14 protein-coding genes are annotated in these 19,013 nt (G+C 43.7%); 8 read left to right on the top strand and 6 right to left on the bottom strand.

The genetic code is table 11. The annotated features are described in order from the left end of the window. Positions 1-67 precede the first annotated feature (67 nt). Positions 68-745, top strand: coding sequence for a DUF421 domain-containing protein (locus FPZ42_RS18045; protein ID WP_146273268.1), 678 nt, complete (start codon positions 68-70; stop codon positions 743-745). Here the strand turns inward: FPZ42_RS18045 and FPZ42_RS18040 are convergent. Genes FPZ42_RS18040 through kbl form a run of 6 tightly spaced genes read right to left on the bottom strand, consistent with a single transcriptional unit; the run spans position 742 to position 4,697 of the window. Next, entirely contained in the window at positions 742-1,320 is a 579-nt protein-coding gene (locus FPZ42_RS18040; protein WP_146273267.1) for a TetR/AcrR family transcriptional regulator, read from the bottom strand. The genes FPZ42_RS18045 and FPZ42_RS18040 overlap by 4 nt on opposite strands. Before the next feature lie 3 nt (positions 1,321-1,323). Continuing rightward, positions 1,324-1,737, bottom strand: a complete 414-nt coding sequence (locus FPZ42_RS18035) for a Rieske (2Fe-2S) protein (protein WP_146273266.1) — start codon at positions 1,735-1,737, stop codon at positions 1,324-1,326. After that, a complete protein-coding gene (gene pheS, locus FPZ42_RS18030) occupies positions 1,738-2,772 on the bottom strand; it encodes a phenylalanine--tRNA ligase subunit alpha (RefSeq protein WP_186458821.1) in 1,035 nt (344 codons plus the stop codon). Continuing rightward, the gene (locus FPZ42_RS18025; protein ID WP_146273264.1) at positions 2,772-3,188 is read right to left on the bottom strand and encodes a PIN domain-containing protein; all 417 of its coding nucleotides are present in this window, start codon (positions 3,186-3,188) and stop codon (positions 2,772-2,774) included. Before FPZ42_RS18025 ends, pheS begins: the two co-directional genes overlap by 1 nt. Continuing rightward, positions 3,178-3,462, bottom strand: a complete 285-nt coding sequence (locus FPZ42_RS18020) for a DUF6364 family protein (protein WP_146273263.1) — start codon at positions 3,460-3,462, stop codon at positions 3,178-3,180. The genes FPZ42_RS18025 and FPZ42_RS18020 overlap by 11 nt, the downstream gene beginning before the upstream one ends. A gap of 44 nt (positions 3,463-3,506) precedes the next feature. Then, positions 3,507-4,697 (bottom strand): glycine C-acetyltransferase, encoded by a 1,191-nt coding sequence (gene kbl / locus FPZ42_RS18015; protein WP_146273262.1) that lies wholly within the window; start codon positions 4,695-4,697, stop codon positions 3,507-3,509. Positions 4,698-4,826: 129 nt separating this feature from the next. Between kbl and FPZ42_RS18010 the strand changes: the two genes are divergently transcribed. From FPZ42_RS18010 to FPZ42_RS17980, 7 genes are all read left to right on the top strand, one after another. Continuing rightward, positions 4,827-7,304 (top strand): DUF5686 family protein, encoded by a 2,478-nt coding sequence (locus FPZ42_RS18010; protein WP_146273261.1) that lies wholly within the window; start codon positions 4,827-4,829, stop codon positions 7,302-7,304. Between the two features lie 170 nt (positions 7,305-7,474). Beyond that, positions 7,475-8,434, top strand: a complete 960-nt coding sequence (trhO, locus tag FPZ42_RS18005; protein ID WP_146273260.1) for an oxygen-dependent tRNA uridine(34) hydroxylase TrhO — start codon at positions 7,475-7,477, stop codon at positions 8,432-8,434. 90 nt (positions 8,435-8,524) lie between these two features. Then, complete coding sequence (locus FPZ42_RS18000) at positions 8,525-11,410, top strand: ligand-binding sensor domain-containing protein (protein ID WP_146273259.1); 2,886 nt, start codon at positions 8,525-8,527, stop codon at positions 11,408-11,410. Positions 11,411-11,668: 258 nt separating this feature from the next. Further along, the gene (locus FPZ42_RS17995) at positions 11,669-14,692 is read left to right on the top strand and encodes a SusC/RagA family TonB-linked outer membrane protein (RefSeq protein WP_146273258.1); all 3,024 of its coding nucleotides are present in this window, start codon (positions 11,669-11,671) and stop codon (positions 14,690-14,692) included. Between the two features lie 29 nt (positions 14,693-14,721). Further along, on the top strand, positions 14,722-16,182 hold the full coding sequence (locus FPZ42_RS17990) for a RagB/SusD family nutrient uptake outer membrane protein (RefSeq protein ID WP_261382342.1): 1,461 nt from the start codon (positions 14,722-14,724) through the stop codon (positions 16,180-16,182). A gap of 104 nt (positions 16,183-16,286) precedes the next feature. Beyond that, positions 16,287-17,636 carry a glucoamylase family protein gene (locus FPZ42_RS17985; protein ID WP_146273256.1) on the top strand — a complete coding sequence of 450 codons (1,350 nt, stop codon included), beginning with the start codon at positions 16,287-16,289 and terminating at the stop codon, positions 17,634-17,636. A gap of 12 nt (positions 17,637-17,648) precedes the next feature. Continuing rightward, positions 17,649-18,998, top strand: coding sequence for a glucoamylase family protein (locus tag FPZ42_RS17980; RefSeq protein WP_146273255.1), 1,350 nt, complete (start codon positions 17,649-17,651; stop codon positions 18,996-18,998). The last annotated feature ends 15 nt before the right edge of the window (positions 18,999-19,013 follow it).

Genomic DNA, 19,013 nt, shown 5'->3' with positions numbered 1-19,013 from the left:
TATTTCTTAAAAAATGCGATAAAATCAGCCAAAACATTTCCCCTATTGATTGGCTTAATTAATGCATATGAGCTGGTATGATGTTTTCCTAAAAGACCTCGACTTTACGTTTGCTATCGAGATAGTTGTGCGCACATTGATCATGTTCACACTTATACTGGTTATTCTTCGCTTAACAGGGAAAAAAGGCGTACGGCAGCTTTCGATATTCGAGGTGGCAATTATCATAGGTTTTGGCTCGGCCGCCGGCGACCCGATGTTTGTTAAAGATGTTGCCATTGTGCCCTCAGTTATTGTACTGGTGACTATATTGCTGTTGTACCGTAGTGTAACCTGGTTTGCTGCAAAAAATGAGCGTTTCGAATCTATTTTGGAAGGCGAGCCGCAATATGTGATAGAAGAGGGCATGTTTGTGCTTGATGATGACAACCTGAACTTTGCAAAAGATGAATTCCTGGCAGAACTGCGACAGCAAAGTATTGAGCACCTTGGTCAGGTACGAATTGCTATTTTAGAAACTACCGGCAACGTTAGCCTTTTTTATTACAGCGATGAAGATGTAAAACCCGGTATGCCGGTGCTGCCAAAGGTTTACGCCCAAAAAAGCACCGTAATTAACGCCGAAGGCGAATATGCGTGTACATACTGTGGTAAAGTAGCGTTTATAAAAGGAACAAGCAGCACATGCGGGCGCTGCAATAAGAATGAGTGGCTACAGGCAATTAACACCCTTAGGGTTTCTTAAACCTGTATAGCCGCCTTCACCAGATATGGCAATATCTCTTTTTGGAAAGAAACGAAATTCTTGCGCACGTCGCTATCACTTACAGAGGTGAATGCAAAGCTGAATACGATGTTCTTGCTGCATTTGATAAGGAAACGGATCCGTTGCTGATAGTTTTCACTGGGGCGGATGCCGGGGCCTTCGGTAAAGGAATGTACCAATAGTTCTTCCAGCTCGTTAGACAGGTTCTTCAAAAATTCCTGCGAGTTAGTACTTTCACGAATAAAATCCCAGCCGATAAATTCGTTGCACACAGTATAAGATAAGCGGCAGGTTTTCATGATAAGGTTGCTGAGGTGGGTTTCTTCGTCAACCTCGGCAGTTGTCGCCAAAAGCTCATCAACACTTACCTTAATATAGTCCATTAGCAATACGTGCAATACCGCTTCTTTGCTATCAAAATATTTGTAGATGGTGGCTTTGGCAATTTTTGCCCGCTTGGCAATTTCGTTTACACTTGTTTTATGGTAACCGAACTTACGGAACAGATCCTGCGAGGCGCGCTTAATGCTATCTTTAATTTTGTCTGCTTCCATTAATCAGTTTGAAACAAATATCTCAAATTGCGTGGTATTTACAAGATATGAGCGCAGGTATTTACTCGCGGGGGCCTTTACCGGGCTGCCATCTTCCAAAGAAAATTTAGAACCGCTGCATGGGTCGGTAGCGGTAAGGCCGTTATCATCGAGATTTACTGCACACAATTTTTCGGGCTGATAACTGCTGCAACGGTCATAAGCTACATAGGCGCCATCAAACCTGCGGTAGATAATAATACCGGCCACACCTACGCCGGATATAGTAACCGCCCCTCCGGCGGCAGTAAGCGCCTGCACCCGAGGGTCGGTTTTTGTTATCCTGAAGTTTACCGGTACACTGGGTACCACGCTGCCGGTTTTAGCGCATGAAAACAGAAGTATGCTTGTAAAAACCAGTATCAGCGCTTGCTTCATTTATATTATATCAGTTTGGAATTGTTTCAGGAAACGCACATCGTTCTCAGAGAACAAGCGCAGGTCGCGGATCACATATTTCAAGTTAGTGATACGCTCTATACCCATACCAAAGGCAAAGCCGGTATATTTTTTACTATCGATGCCGCAATTCTCTAACACGTTAGGGTCAACCATGCCGCAACCTAAAATTTCTACCCAACCGGTGTATTTACACATGTTACAGCCGGCGCCCTTGCATATCGTGCAAGAGATGTCCATTTCTGCAGATGGCTCGGTGAACGGGAAGTATGACGGACGGAAACGCACTTTGGTACCCTCGCCGTAAAGCTCCTGCACAAAGTGGAAAAGCGTTTGCTTAAGATCTGCAAAAGAAACGTTCTCATCCACATACAAACCTTCTACCTGGTGGAAGAAACAATGTGCGCGTGCCGAAATAGCCTCGTTTCGGTAAACACGGCCCGGCATAATAGCGCGGAACGGTGGTTTGCCATTCTCCATCATACGCACCTGTACCGATGAGGTATGCGTACGCAAGGCAATATCATCGCTGCCATCACCTTTACGGATAAAGAAGGTATCCTGCATATCGCGCGCAGGATGTTCCTGCGGGAAGTTAAGCGCCGAGAAGTTATGCCAGTCGTCCTCGATCTCAGGGCCTTCAGCCACAACGAAGCCAAGACGTTTAAAGATATCGATGATCTCGTTACGTACCAATGATAGCGGGTGGCGCGAGCCTACTTCGAAACCATCACCGGGCAAAGTAAGATCAAGGCCCAAGTCTTGAGTCTTAAGGCCGGAGTCCAGAGAATCTTTTAGTTCCGCATATTTTGCTTCGGCCATTTGCTTAAACTGGTTAAGCACTTTACCAAAAACGCGTTTTTCTTCGGGGCCAACAGTTTTAAATTCCTCAAAAAGGTCTTTTATCAAACCTTTGGTACCCAAATATTTTATGCGGAAAGCCTCCAGCTCATCGGCGTTAGCCGGCGAAAAAGCTTGAATATCGGCCGTATATTGATCTATTTTTTCTTGCATTATAGTTGTCTCAAAAATTGTTCGGCAGTTAATACCGGTATAGTTGCTTGTTTGTAGTCTTTAATGTTACGGGTGATGATGGCATCACAATTCGCTTTTATTGCGATGTGGTTTTCTATAGCATCTTCAAAATCTGAAAAGGAACCACTTACAGCGTTTTCAATAGCATCAAGTTCAAAAGGAAGAATATCTACCAGCTTTAAAAGCTGACTAACACCTTCTTTCGCAGCTTGTTTTTTAACCAGCTTAGTAAGTATATAATGAACGTTTGCAATTACAAGGGTTGATGTACTTAACCTAATTCCATGCTGCTGTTTTTCTACAATTAACATTTCAGCGTATATAGAAAATGGTTGCCTGTCCACTAACATATCTAATATAACATCACTATCTATAAACAGGTGTTTATAAGCCATGGCGCTCTTTCAAGTACTCCCACTTTAAATCTTTATAATCTACATCATCAGCTACCTTCCCCTTTAGTATACCTCTAAGTGCTTTAAGTTCCTCAGGTATTTCCATTGCTTTATATTTTTCCAGTAAAGGATCTTCTTTCTTTCTTTTCTTCGAGAAATCATTTAGAAGTTGCTTGAAAAGCTTTGACACACTTATGTTATCTTCTGAAGCTATTCTTTTAGCAAGCTCAACAGTTTGCTTATCAGAACTCAAGGTCAATTTTGTAGCTGCCATAACAATTGCTTATGTACGTACAAATATAATAAAACTATACGTAACTATTTCAACACACCCAACTCATTACCCACTTTGGTAAAGGCAGCAATGGCTTTATCCAGGTGAGCTACATCATGTGCGGCAGAGATTTGAACACGTATACGAGCCTTACCCTGCGGAACTACCGGATAATAGAAACCGATCACGTAAATACCTTCATCTAACATTTTAGCGGCAAACTCCTGCGCCAGTTTTGCATCGTAAAGCATTACAGGTACTATAGGATGCACACCGGGTTTGATATCAAAACCTGCAGCGGTCATTTTTTCGCGGAAGTATTTGGTGTTAGTTTCTAATTTGTCGCGCAGGTCGGTTGTTTCGCTCAGCATATCCAGCACAGCAATTGAAGCGCCGGTAATGGCGGGTGCCAATGTATTACTGAACAGGTAAGGCCTTGAGCGCTGGCGCAACATATCGATGATCTCTTTACGGCCCGATGTAAAACCACCGGATGCACCACCCAACGCTTTACCCAAAGTGCCGGTTATGATATCTATCTTACCCATTACGTTATGGTGCTCATGCGTACCGCGGCCTGTTTTACCCATAAAGCCGCTGCAGTGGCTCTCGTCAATCATCACCAAAGCGTTGTATTGCTCTGCCAGTGCGCAAATTTTATCAAGCTGAGCAATGGTACCATCCATAGAGAAAGTACCATCAGTAACTATAATGCGGTGACGAAGTTCCTGCGTAGCATTCAACTGTTCTTCCAGGTCGACCATGTCATCGTGTTTGTAGCGTTTGCGCTGTGCTTTACAAAGGCGTACACCATCTATGATAGAAGCGTGGTTCAACTCATCAGATATAATAGCATCCTGATCGTTAAATAAAGGTTCAAATACGCCGCCGTTGGCATCAAATGCTGCCGCGTAAAGGATGGTGTCTTCGGTGCCTAAAAACTCAGAAATTTTTTGCTCCAGTTGTTTATGAATATCCTGCGTACCGCAGATGAACCTCACTGATGACAGACCGTAACCATGCGTGTCCATAGCATTTTTAGCAGCTTGCACCACTTTGGCATTGCCTGATAAGCCCAGGTAATTGTTAGCACAAAAGTTTATCACTTCTTTACCGCCCTGCACCGTAATGTCGGCACCCTGCGGTGAGGTGATGATACGTTCCTTTTTATATAGCCCAGCCGCTTCAATGTCAGCAAGTTCTTTTTGTAAAACCGGTTGCAGTGTATTGTACATGATAAATGTATTTAAGATAGCAAAATTAGGAAATACGCATCAATTGGCGTTATCTGCATTGCTTTTAATAATTTATGTTGTAAAACAAACATTTAACACGCATTTATTATTATGTAGGAAAACCCCTCTATGAGAAAATACTTACTACTATTGATATTATGCCTAACTGTGGTAATTGCTGATGCTCAGCAATTTATGCTAAATGGCCGCATTACGGGCGATAAAGGTGAGCCGATTGGCTTCACATCAGTATACATCCGCAACTCAACATACGGAACAACTGCTAACGAGTTAGGCCAATATCAATTTAAGTTAGCGCCGGGTAATTACAACATTGTTTACCGTTTTGTAGGCTATCGCGAAAAGGTAGTACCCGTTAGTATAACCGACCACGACGAGCGCCTTAACGTGCAACTGGAGAATGAAGTATTCAGTCGTGATGATACTGCAACTTACAACCGTAAAACCGACCGGGGTATGGCCATCATGAGAGAGGTAATGGCTAACCGCGAGCGCCACATGAACGAATTTAAAAGCTACACCTGCCAGGTTTACATTAAGGGTGTGCAGCGTTTGACAAAGGCACCCAAGTCGCTAATGAGCAGCCCGGTCATCAAACAGCTCGATCTTGATTCGCTGGGCAGGGGAATTTTATACCAGTCGGAATCCTTATCTGAATTTAATTTACAGCGACCGAATAAGTTTAAGGAGATCACCATTGCTGCTAAAAGTACAGGTGGCAGCCCTGCCTTTAATTATAACAAGGCGTCAGACTTACAACTTAACATATACCAGAATATATTTTATATAGACGGCCTGCGTAGCCGTGGTTTTGTATCTCCTGTGGCTGATAATGCTTTTAAGTATTACAGGTTTAGGCTTGCAGGTACAACGGTTTCAAATAACCGTACCATTCATAAAATTGCAATACTGCCAAAGTCAAAGCGTTCATCAACCTTTAGAGGTTTCCTTTACATAGTAGATGGCGATTGGCGGGTTTACAGCGCCGACCTTTACCTTACCGAAGAGAACGATAATATTAACTTAATAGATACGCTATCTATCAGCCAGCAATACATCCCTGTTAAAGACAGCGTTTGGTTGCCGGCATCTATACAGTATGATTACAAAGGATCTGTATTAGGATTCAAATTTGCAGGATACTATGTAGGTATTTATAATAACTACAAGATAGATCAGACTTTTCCAGATGGTTTTTTCAATGGAGAAGTATTAAAAGTTGATACTGCAGCCAACACAAAACCATCGAGCTATTGGAACGCCATAAGGCCCGTGCCGTTAACGCCGCAGGAAATGCGCGATTACCGGAAAAAGGATAGTCTTTTTGCCTTGCAGCATTCCGATCCATACCTTGATTCAGTACAGCTGGAAAACAATAAATTTAGCTTGCCAAGCTATACGATATTTGGTTATGAGGCTAAAAATCGCCGTACCAAAGAATCATTTTACGTAGCGCCCCTGTATCAAAGTATTTATTACAACACGGTTGAAGGTTGGGGAATTGATGCACAGGTTAAATACACCAAGAAGTTTGACGACTTACGGTCTTTTAGTATTTCTCCGGAGTTTAAGTACGGTTTTTCAAGTAAACTGGCAAGCCCAATGATCCATAGCGAGTACCTGTTTGATCAATGGCATCGTGGCCGTGTTTTTACCAACTTTGGTGCAGATGTAATGGATTTAAGTAACGTAGGTACCAGATCATTATGGTTCAATACCCTAAGCTCTTTGCTGTTTGAGAACAACTATGTAAAGTATTATCGTAATCAATACGGTAACATAGGTTATGAGCGGGAACTTGCTAATGGTATTTTGTGGAGTTCGAGCGTTGAGTATTCTAATCGCAGGCAATTATACAATACGTCGTACCAGCACATATTTAATCCAAAGAATAAAGAATATACATCAAACAACCCGTTGGCTCCACCGGGTACACCTGCCGATGACAGATCTTTTTTATTTCCGGAGCATCAGGCATTTACTTTTAAAACATCGCTTGAGTTTACCTTTGGTCAACGTTATATTACCAGGCCTGATGGCCGTACGTTTGTACCGTCAAGATATCCAAAGATCGTGCTTAATTATCGCAAAGGTATAGACGGCGTTTTTGGTTCTGATGTAAATTACGATTTCGTGTCCATTAACATCAGTCAGGATCATATTCCGATCGGATTAACCGGTTATTCATCGTTCAGGATATCAGCAGGCGATTTCCTTAACCGCCGCAACCTTTACTTTATGGATTATAACCATTTTTCGGGCAACCAGGGTTTAACGTTTGACCCTACCGATCTGGCAAGTTTCCATTTCCTGCCGTTCTATCAATTCAGTTCAAACGATGCGTTTCTGGAGGCTCACTACCAACATAATTTTGCAGGTGCGTTCTTTAGCCGCATACCTTTTATGCGTAAGCTTAAACTCGAAGAGATTATAGGGGCCAATTTCCTAACAGAAAAGAATAACATGAACTATTCTGAGTTTTATGTTGGTATACAGCGGTTATTCTTCCGTGTAGACTATGGCGTATCCTTCACCGGCGACAAAAAGTATATCCAGGGTTTCAGGATATTTTATGGGATAAGATAGGGGGTGGTTAATTAGTTGATTTGTGATTGTTTATTAGTTTGCTTTCGATTACATGCATTTTTTATTTTGGATCAACCGATATCTGATCTCTAATTAACTGATCAACTAATCTCCAAAATATTTATCTTTGCGCCTCATTTAACACTGTTTGCAGCAGTATCAATGATCTTATGGCAAAGTATAACACACTACTGTACTATTGTTACTCAACAATAGAAAATGGCGAGCAATTTGCCGCCGACCACCTGAAATTTTGTAATGGATTAGGCCTTACCGGTCGCATAATAGTTGCTGATGAAGGTTTAAACGGCACTGTTTCCGGCACGCCCGAAGCTTGTAAAGCTTATATGGAAGCCGTGTTGGCTGACGAGCGTTTTGCTAAAACAGATTTTAAGGTGGATGAAGTTGATGAACCTTCGTTTGTAAAAATGCACGTTCGTTATAAATCGGAGATCGTCCATTCAGGCCTGCGCGATCCACAGATGATCGACCCCAAGAAACGTACTGGTGTGCACCTGGAGCCTAAGGAGTTTATGGAAATGAAGGATAGGGACGATGTGGTTGTGTTAGACGTAAGGTCTAACTACGAACACTCGCTTGGAAAATTCAAAAATGCCGTAACGCTTGATATTGAGAATTTCCGCGATTTCCCGGCTATGATCAATGAACTGGCGCAGTACAAGGATAAAAAGATATTGACCTATTGTACCGGTGGCATCAAGTGCGAAAAGGCTTCGGCTTTGCTTTTGCACGAGGGTTTTGAAAATGTTTACCAGTTGCATGGCGGTATTATTAAATACGGAAAAGAAGCAGGCGGGAAGGATTTTGAAGGCAAATGTTACGTGTTTGATAATCGCCTGTCGGTAGAAGTGAACAGTGTAAACCCAGTAGTTATATCAACCTGCAGAAATTGCGGTAAAACAACGCCGAAGATGATCAATTGCGCCAACCCCGAGTGCAATGAGCATTTTACCCAATGTGATGAATGCGGTGAGGCTCTGGAAGGCTGCTGCAGCGATGCTTGTAAAGCGCATCCGCGTAAACGTGTGTACGACGGTACCGGTTATTACGTTAAGGTTCCGCAGCCTGTTAATGTGGCAAAGAAAAACAAAGTTCAGCTTGCTGACTGATCATAAAACAGGAAAGGCTGCCCACAAAGGCGGCCTTTTTTCTTAATTGCTGTTAAGGTTTATCTTTGTGTCTTTTTAACGCACAAATTCATGCACAAACGCCTTTTGCTTTTTTGCCTTTCGGTAATGCTCAACGTATCAGCCTTTGCGGCCGATATTAAAAGCATAGGTGTGCCTTATGTGCAAAATTACAGCAAGTTTCAATATCAATCGGGCAATCAGAACTGGTCCATCACCCGCGACGAGCATGGTGTAATGTATTTTGGTAACGAGGGGTTGTTATCTTTTGATGGGCGTTACTGGAAGCGGTACCCTATGCCAAACGGCCTTATTGTACGTGCAGTTGCTGCCGATGGTAAAGGTAGGATATATGCCGGTGGCTTCGGCGAATTCGGTTACTGGCAGGCTGATGATAAAGGCTTTCTTAAATACCATAGCCTAACTGCCCTCATCCCAAAAAATGCCCAGCCTGTAAAGGAGGAGATATGGAAGATATATGTTGATAAAAACAGGGTGCTTTTTGAGGCCTTTGGCGGTATTTACATTTACGCCAACAATAAGGTCACGATTATAAAACCCGAAAAACCTTTCTTATTTCTGCTTAAAGCAGGAAACAGGTTTTTTGCGGAGGAGATAGGCACAGGTTTGTTTGAGCTTATAGATAACAAGTTAAGTTTTGTGAAAGGCAGCAACCTGCTGGCCAGCCGGGTGCTTACCATATTACCGTTTGGTAAAGACGGCAGGCTTTTAATAGGCACCGCAAAGGATGGTCTGTTTATTTACGATGGGCAAACTATAACTCCGTGGCAAAATCAGGCAAACGACTTTCTTAGGAACTATCAGCTTAACAACGGCATTGTGGTAATGGGCAAGTATTTTGCCTTTGGTACCATTTTAAACGGAGTGATTATAGTAGATGCCGCTGGCAACATGCTGCAGCAGATCAACAAATCAAGCGGGCTGCAGAATAATACAGTGCTGAGCCTGTACAGCGATAGTGAGCAGAACCTTTGGGCAGGGCTTGATAACGGCATTGATCGTATTGAGCTTAACTCCCCCATGTACTTTTACTTCGATAAAACCGGGCGGTTTGGTACGGTTTATTCAAGTATCATCTTCAATAACAAAATTTATTTGGGTACCAACCAGGGGCTTTTCTACAGCGATTGGTTGCCCGGAGGCAGCAATCAATTGCTGCACTCATTCAATTTTCAGCTAATCCCGGGTTCGCAGGGGCAGGTATGGGAGCTGTCTTTACACGATGGCCGCTTACTTTGCAGCCATAACGATGGTACATTCCAGGTAAACGGCAGTACCATCAACAAAATATCATCACTAAGCGGCGGCTGGACGATCAAAAAATTTGGTAACGACCAACTGATACAAGGCTGTTATAATGGTTTGATCCTTTTCAAAAAAGATGCTGCCGGCAATTGGGTGCTCGACCATAAAATTGAGGGCTTTACCGAGCCGTCGCGTCTTGTGGAGCAGGATAGCAAGGGCCAGCTTTGGGTTAGTCATGCATACAAGGGTGTTTATAAGGTTATTTTATCTGCCGACAAAAAACGGGTTGTTTCTCAAAAATTTTACGATAAACGCTCCGGCTTACCAAACAGCTATAACGTGGGTGTTTTTAACCTGGATAACAGGATAGTTTTTTCATCAGACTCCGGCTTTTACGTTTATGATGATATCACGGACAGATTTTACAAGTATCAACAGCTCAACAGGAAGCTTAACACCTTTGCATCATCAAATAAAGTTATCGCCGCAATAGGCAAAAAATATTGGTTTATAAACCACGGGCGGGTTGCATTGGCAGATCTGTCGGTACCCGGACAACTACGTATCGACTCAAACAGGTTTAGCATGCTTAACGGGCAGATGGTGCAAAATTATGAGAACATCAGCCTGATCAATAACCTGATCTATCTGATTAGTGTTGACGATGGCTTTGTGATACTGAATGACCGGGACGCGGTTGGTCGCAATACGGAACGTTTACCGGCAGTGTTGGTACGCCAGGTAGAGAACATCACTGATAAAACCGAAGCGATGACAGAGATGGGTACTGAGCAAAATGAAAGTATCACATACGGTAAAAATAATATCCGCATTTCTTACGCGCTGCCTTACTACAGGCAGGCCAGGGTGACTTACCAGTATTTTTTGGAAGGTTATTCAAAGCAGTGGAGCGAATGGAGCGCATCGAGCGCCAAAGAGTTCACTAATCTGAGTCAGGGCACTTACCATTTCAAGGTAAGGGCAAAAATAAATGACGAAAACGTTACCGGCATAACTTCCTACACATTTGACATAGCCGCACCCTGGTACTCCAGTAAACTGGCCTGCTTTATATATGTGCTGCTGGCCGTATTGCTGTACTACCTGGTAAGGCGCTACTACAGCCAGAAACTTCAGCGCCACCAGGCAGAGATACAGGAGAAATTACGGCGGGAACACGAAGAATTTTTACGACGTGAAGCAATTATTAATGAACAGCAAATTGTAACCATTAAAAATGAGCAGCTACAGGCCGATCTTGAAAGCAAAAGCCGTGAGCTGGCTAATTCTGCAATGAATATTGTGTACAAGAATGAATTGCTGCAAAAGATAAGCGAAGAATTGAAAAACCTTAAAGACAAGGAAGGAAAGCGTTTGCCCGAGGACCAGCTTAAAAAGATCAATAAAGTAATTGACGAGGGCATCAATGACAATCGCGATTGGAATATATTTGAGAACAGCTTTAACGAAGCCCATGAGAACTTCTTTAAGAAGCTGAAGCAAGATCATCCTGATCTTGTTCCCAATGATCTTAAACTTTGTGCTTATTTAAGGATGAATATGAGCAGTAAAGAAATGGCATCATTATTAAATATTTCTCTCAGGGGAGTTGAGATCCGCAGGTACCGTTTAAGAAAAAAGCTCAACTTGGAGCACGACAAGAACTTAACAGAGTTTCTCATAGAGCTTTAATACTACATCATTACCACACAAACACTTCTTAAAGCTTATTGTCAGGTCTACAGTCTGTGTAGTACGAGATAGACTATTATGGTATGTTTAAATTGTTGTTTTACAGTGTTTTATATTTTATTGATGTTAGGCATGAGCAAGTGAAAGAGTTTTGATGTATTAATGTGAAGTTAGATTATTTGCTTACCATTATTAATCTACCCAATTTCGACCCTGTACAAAACCAATTAACCAATTCTTAAAATTTTATTTTTCACCATGAAGAGAATTTTTACAATCTCGGGGTTACTCGTATTGTTTACTTTTTTCTCAACCGCCCTTTTTGCGCAAAACGTTACTGTAAGAGGTAAGGTTACAGATGCCAAAACAGGAGAATCTCTTATTGGGGTTACGGTTGCTGTAAAAGGTACTACAACGGGTGCTCAAACAGATGCCAATGGTGCATTTGCCTTAAGTGTGGCTTCCAACGCTACCCTCACCGTATCATATTTAGGCTATACGTCAGTTGATGTGCCTGTCAATGGCCGCAACAATATTAATATTACCTTACAAAGCGCTACTAATGAATTGCAGGGTGTGGTAGTAGTTGGTTACGGTACGCAACGTAAAGTTGACGTAACCGGGTCTATCGCTACTGTTAAAGGTGCTGATGTAGCCAAACAAGCTTCTCAAAACGCTATTAGCGGTTTGCAGGGTAAAGTTGCAGGTGTACAGATCACCAATGCCGGTGCGCCTGGTTCAACCCCTGATATTACAATCCGTGGTTTAGGTACCATCTATGGTAACACTAAACCATTATTTGTGGTAGATGGTGTGTGGTATGATAATATCGACTTCCTTAATCCGCAGGACATAGAGAGCTTTAGCGTGTTAAAAGACGCATCAAGTACTGCTATCTACGGTATACGTGCAGCAAACGGTGTTGTTTTGATCAGCACAAAACGTGGCGCTAAAGGCAAGCCGGTGATCAACTACAATGGTTTTGTGGGTATACAGTCTGTTACCAATCAGGTAAAAATGGCTAATGGTACACAATATGCAACTGCAGTTAATGAGTTATCTGCATTGAACGGTGGCCAGCCTATCTTAGCAAATCCTGCAAGCTATGGTAACGGAACTAACTGGTACAATGAAATACTCCGCAAAGCCTTTATGCAAAACCACCAGGCCTCAATAAGTGGCGGAACTGATGCTTATACTTACAATTATTCTTTCGGTTATCTTAATCAGGATGGTATCGTAAAAAGCAACAACTATGAGCGCTTTACGCTGCACTTGTCTAATGATTTCAAAATTGGCAAAGCGTTAAAGTTAGGTTATACTGCAAGCGGCGTATCCGATAATTCAAAGGATGCAAACGGCGATATATTCCATCAGCTTTATGCGGCAGCTCCAATAATTCCTGTTAAAAATCCTGATGGCAGCTATGGTGACCCTAACCCGCTTGGGCTTGGCGATGGCAACAACTTTAACCCGCAGGCTACTATTGACTTTTTCAACCAGCGTACTAAAAACCAACGCTTTACTTACAGCGCCTACGGCGAAGTAAGCTTCCTGAAACACTTTAAGTTTAAAACCAGCTTTGGCGGCGATATAAGCCAGCGCGAGGTTAGAAACTATACACCTATTTACCAGGCCACATTTAAACAGTTTAGCCAGAAAACTAACCTTAACGTAGATCATACCGAGGTGCGTAACTGGATCTGGGAAAACACTTTAACATACGATGTACAGGTTAAAGATCATAGGCTTACTGCTTTGTTGGGTTACAGCGCTTTGCAAAACAAAACACGCCAGCTAAATGCACAAAGGGATAACGTACCTTATACCGCAAGCGGTAACTTATATAATTCCTTCCCTGCCGATTCTACAGCCACTTACCTGGCAACTCCGGGCAGCCAGATATATACGCGTGCGCTGTCACAATTTGCTCGCGTTAACTACTCTTATAAAGATAAATACCTGTTAAATGCATCGGTTCGTCGCGATGGTGCTTCGCAGTTCTTCGGTAACAACACTTACGGTTATTTCCCATCGGTTGGTGCCGGCTGGGTGGTTACCAATGAGGATTTCATGAAAGATCAAAAGGTATTCAGTAACTTAAAACTTCGCGGTAGCTGGGGTAAAGTGGGTAACTCTGTTGTGCCTATCAATCCATCAGTACAGGTGATCGCAACAGACCCATACTTAACGGCAATATTTGGTAACCCACAGGTGCCATATCCGGGCGCAAGTATCAATACTGTAGTACCGCCTTCCATCGTTTGGGAAAAAACAGTTTCATCTGATTTTGGAGTTGAAGCAGGTTTCCTTGACAACAGGCTGAGCATAGAAGCTGATTACTACAACCGCGAAACACAGGATGCAATATTTGCCATACCGGTAGCCGGTTCGTTAGGTACGGTTAACAGTTCTATCATCGGTAACCAGGCTAACATCCGTAACCGCGGCTTTGAATTCCTGGCAACGTGGAGAGATAAGGGTTCTGAGAGCTTCTCATATAGCATCAGTGCTAACTTAGGTATTAACAACAACAAAGTATTAAACGTTATCACCGGTAATAACCCTATTTATCAGGGTGGCGATGGCATAGCCAACGGATCGCTTGCAACGCGCACGGTACAAGGCCAGCCAATTGGTCAGTTTTACGGTTATAAAGTTATCGGTGTATTCCAAACAGCTGCAGACGTAGCCAAAGGTAAACAGCCAAACGCGGCTCCTGGCGACTTTATTTATCAAGATACAAACGGCGACGGTAAAATTGATGGCAGCGACAGGGTAGCATTAGGTAGCCCGCTGCCTAAATACAACTTCGGCTTAAACACCTCTTTTAACTACAAAAGGTTCGATCTTGCTTTAGACTTCCAGGGTGTAGCTGCTGTAAGTGTGTATAATGCTAATGTTGCATACCGCTTCGGTAACGAAAACTTCACTGCCGATTTCTACAACAACCGCTGGCATGGTGAAGGTACTTCAAATACCTACCCGTCGGTAAATGTTGGTAAAACAGACAACGCCAAGCCAAATTCTTTCTATGTTGAAAGCGGCTCGTATGTGAGATTGCGTAATGCTCAATTAGGTTATACCTTCCCAAGTGCTGCGCTTACCAAATTCGGTGTGTCAAAAGTGCGCCTTTATCTAAATGCGCAAAACGCAGTTAACATATTTGGTTATAAAGGCTTCTCTCCAGAGATCGGCGGCGGCGTAGGCAGTCGTGGCATTGATGCTAACGTATATCCGTTATATGCTATATACAACTTTGGTGTTAACGTTACATTTTAAGTAAAATGATGAACAAGAATATAACAACTATGCGTAACGCCTTAATATTAGGGCTTATCGCTACATCTATAACATTCCAGGGCTGTAAAAAAAGCTTCCTGAATATTGATCCTGCCCAAAACCAGGCAGCAACCCAATTCTTTAAAACCCAGGACGATGCTACCAAGGCTGTGAATGCTATGTATGCTAACCTGCACGAGTGGAATAACATTGCTTTTGCGCCTATCGCGATAGAAAGCATGGGTTCTGACGATGTGGAGAAGGGTAGCAGTGCGAGTGATGCAACCTTCTTTAACAATTACCGCAATTTCACCGTTACGGCTGATGAAGGCCAGTTGGGGGGATTTTGGACAGGTCAGTATCAAACTATCAATTTTGCTAACCAGATATTAACAAACGTGCCGGGTATCACCATGGATGAGAACCTGAAGAACCGTTACCTGGCCGAAGCTAAATTTATCAGGGCGTATGCCTATTTCAGATTAGTGCGTGCATTTGGAGATGTTCCATTGCGCATAACGCTGCCGAAAGATGCATCAGAGTACAACCTTCCGCGCACACCAAAAGACCAGGTGTGGGCGCAAATAGAAAAAGACCTTACCGAAGCTGCTGCAGTACTTCCACAAAGCTATGCTGCTGTTGATATAGGCCATGCTACCAAAGGCGCTGCATTAACCCTGCACGCTAAAGCTGCATTGTACCAGAAAAAATGGGCTGACGTAGTTACCTACACCACCCAGGTAATGGGCATGGGCTATTCGCTGTTCCCTAATTACGAACAAATGTTCCGTACTACACACAAAAATAACCAGGAGTCTATTTTTGAGGTGCAGAATTTGCTTATTCCTAATAACCCGGCTGCCTCTAACTCGCAATATTCGCAGGTACAGGGCGTACGTGGTTCAGTCGGTGGCGGTTGGGGCTTTAACGTTCCAAGTGCTGATCTGGCAAGTTCATACGAAGCTGGCGACCCACGCCGTGATGCAACCATCATCTTCCGTGGAGAGACCACACCAGAGGGTGATGTTATACCGGCACAAGGTGATAACCCTATGTACAACCAAAAGTCGTACGTTCCTTTTAGCCTTTATGTATCCGGCTTTAACGAAGGTGCACAGCAAAATAAGATCGTTTTGCGCTATGCTGATGTATTGCTGATGAATGCCGAAGCCAATAACGAGTTGGGTAATCCATCAGCTGCTTTGGTGCAGCTTGAGCAGGTTCGTGCACGCGCACGCGCCGGCAACAATGCTATTCTGCCTCCGGTTACTACATTAGATCAAACTGCACTTCGTGCTGCTATTTATAAAGAGAGAAGATCTGAGTTTGCTATGGAGTTTGAGCGTTACTTTGACGTTATCCGCCAGGGCCGCGGTGCACAGGTATTTGGTGTACGCGGATGGACTGCGGGTAAGAACGAAGTGTGGCCAATCCCACAAACAGAGATCGATATCAGCGGTGGTACGCTTACACAAAACCCGGGGTATTAATAGCGCCGGATAATTTTTACAGGGCACTGCCCAACATTTGATTGAGTATAGGCTGCCGGTTAACCTGGCAGCCTTTTTTCTGACCGGCTATCAAAATCTCCAAAATGATAAAAAGCTTTTTTAAAGGTTTAGCGCTTGTTTTGTTGCTTTTGCATTTATCCTGCAAAAGCAACAAATCTCAGGCACCTGCGCCGGTCAAAACTTCCGGAATTGATTCAACCGATAAATTCCCGAGAATAAGTGACGAAGAATTGCTCAACCTGGTACAGAAACAAACCTTTAAATACTTTTATGATTTTGCTCACCCCATAAGCGGTCTTGCGCGCGAACGTAATACATCCGGGGATGTAGTTACCACGGGTGGCTCGGGCTTTGGCGTAATGGCATTGGTTGTGGCTGTTGACAGGGGCTTTATCAGTCGTGCCGATGGTTTGCTTAGGATGCAGAAGATAGTCGCTTTTCTCAAAAACAAAGCGGTTACTTTCCATGGGGCGTTCCCGCATTGGCTTAACGGTGCAACAGGGGCGGTGCAGCCATTTAGCGAACAGGACAATGGTGCCGACCTGGTAGAAACATCATTTTTAATGGAAGGCCTGTTAACTGCAAGGCAATACTTTAATGGTAACACGGCCGATGAAACTAATCTTAGGGCTGATATTAACACTTTATGGGGTGCTGTTGAGTGGGACTGGTTCAGACAAAACGGACAAAACGCGTTGTACTGGCATTGGAGTCCTGATAAAAATTGGGCTATCAACTTAAAGATACAGGGCTGGAACGAAGGACTGATCGCTTACGTGCTGGCTGCATCTTCTCCAACGCATAGTATACCAAAGATAGTTTATGACCAGGGCTGGGCCCAAAATGGCGCAATGCGCAATGGTTCTACTTTTTATGATGTTAAGCTTCCGATGGGGCCTGCTCTTGGCGGGCCGTTATTTTTCAGCCATTATTCATTTATGGGTATCAACCCCAACGGTTTAAGCGATGCCTATGCCAATTACCAGGAACAAAACAAAGCGCAAGCCCTTATCAACAATAAGTATTGCATAGCCAATCCTAAGGGGTATAAAGGCTATAGTGCCGATTGCTGGGGGCTTACAGCCAGCGATATTAATAATGGCTATACGGCAAGCTCGCCCACAAATGATGTTGGCGTTATTGCCCCAACTGCAGCCATATCTTCACTGCCTTACACGCCGGATGAATCTATGCGGGCTTTACGGTTCTTTTATTATAAGCTGGGTGATAAACTATGGGGCGCCTATGGCTTTTATGATGCCTTTAACCTTACTACAGGCTGGGTATCTAATTCTTACCTCGCGATTGACCAGGGGCCGATCATTGTGATGATCGAGAATTACCGAAGCCAGCTGCTTTGGAAATTATTTATGAGCTGCCCCGAAATAAAAACCGGGATGAGAAATTTGGGTTTCACCGGGCCTTCGTTATAATTAAACTTTACAATGAAATACAAATTAATTTTACCAATACTTTTGATCGCTGCGCTGAGTGCATCCGCTCAAAAAAAGGCTTCCACAGAACAGACTATCAAGCCGGTTGGCGTTATCAAAAATTTGAGCGACAGCGCTTTGCTGGATGTAGTGCAGCGCCAAACCTTCCGTTACTTCTGGGATTTTGGACACCCGGTGAGCGGTATGGCCCGCGAGCGTAGTAACAAGTCATTTGATTATGGCGATGAGGTGGTTACCACTGGCGGCACCGGCTTCGGCGTTATGGCGCTGATAGCTGCAGACCATCGCAAGTTCATCCCACATGAGCAGGCCGTTGACCGTATGGTTAAGATCGTTAACTTTTTGTTCAAGGCTAAAGCTTATCATGGTGCTTTCCCGCACTGGATGAATGGCGCAACAGGAGAAACCATACCGTTTGGGCGCAGGGATGACGGTGCCGACATTGTAGAGACCGCATACTTGTTCCAGGGCTTGATATGTACCAAACAATACTTTACTGCTGATACTCCAAAAGAGCGCCGCATACGCGACGTTATCAGCTGGATGTGGGGCGAACTGGAGTGGGACTGGTTCACCCGAGAAGGCCGCGACAACATCTACTGGCACTGGAGCCCTAACTACGGCTGGGCCATGAACTTCCCTATCCGTGGCTTTAATGAATGTCTGATCACCTACATATTGGGGGCATCGTCAGAAAACCATGCTGTAAAGCCCGAGGTTTACAGCCGCGGTTGGGCACAAAGCGATTTCTTTAAGAATGGAAAAACTTACTACGGCTACAAGTTGCCGCTTGGTTTCCCTTATGGTGGTCCGTTGTTCTTTTCACAATATTCATTTTTGGGGCTTAATCCGAAAGGCCTTAAAGACCAGTATGCAGATTACTGGGAGCAAAACCGCAACCATACTTTAATAAACCGTGCTTACTGTATCGATAATCCCAAAAAATACAAAGGCTACGGCGAAAACTGCTGGGGATTAACGGCGAGTGATAATTACGAAGGTTACAATGCACACGCGCCGGATAACGACCTTGGCGTTATCACACCTACGGCAGCATTATCTGCGTTCCCTTACACGCCGGAGTATTCTATGCAGGCACTGCGCCATTTTTATTACGATTTGGGTGATAAGATATGGGGTGAGTATGGCTTCACCGATGCTTTCAGCGAATCACATAACTGGTATGCAAAATCATACCTGGCAATAGACCAGGGGCCGATCATCGTGATGATAGAGAATTACCGCAGTGGCTTGTTGTGGAAGCTGTTTATGAGCAGCCCGGATGTGCAACGCGGTTTAGGCAAATTGGGTTTTGAGAGCCCTGCCATTGCTAAAAAGTAAACTGCTCATGGTAAA

Source organism: Mucilaginibacter achroorhodeus, assembly GCF_007846095.1.
Lineage (GTDB): Bacteria > Bacteroidota > Bacteroidia > Sphingobacteriales > Sphingobacteriaceae > Mucilaginibacter > Mucilaginibacter achroorhodeus.
Note: the sequence above shows the minus strand (reverse complement) of the source record. Positions and strands in the feature narration are given on the sequence as shown.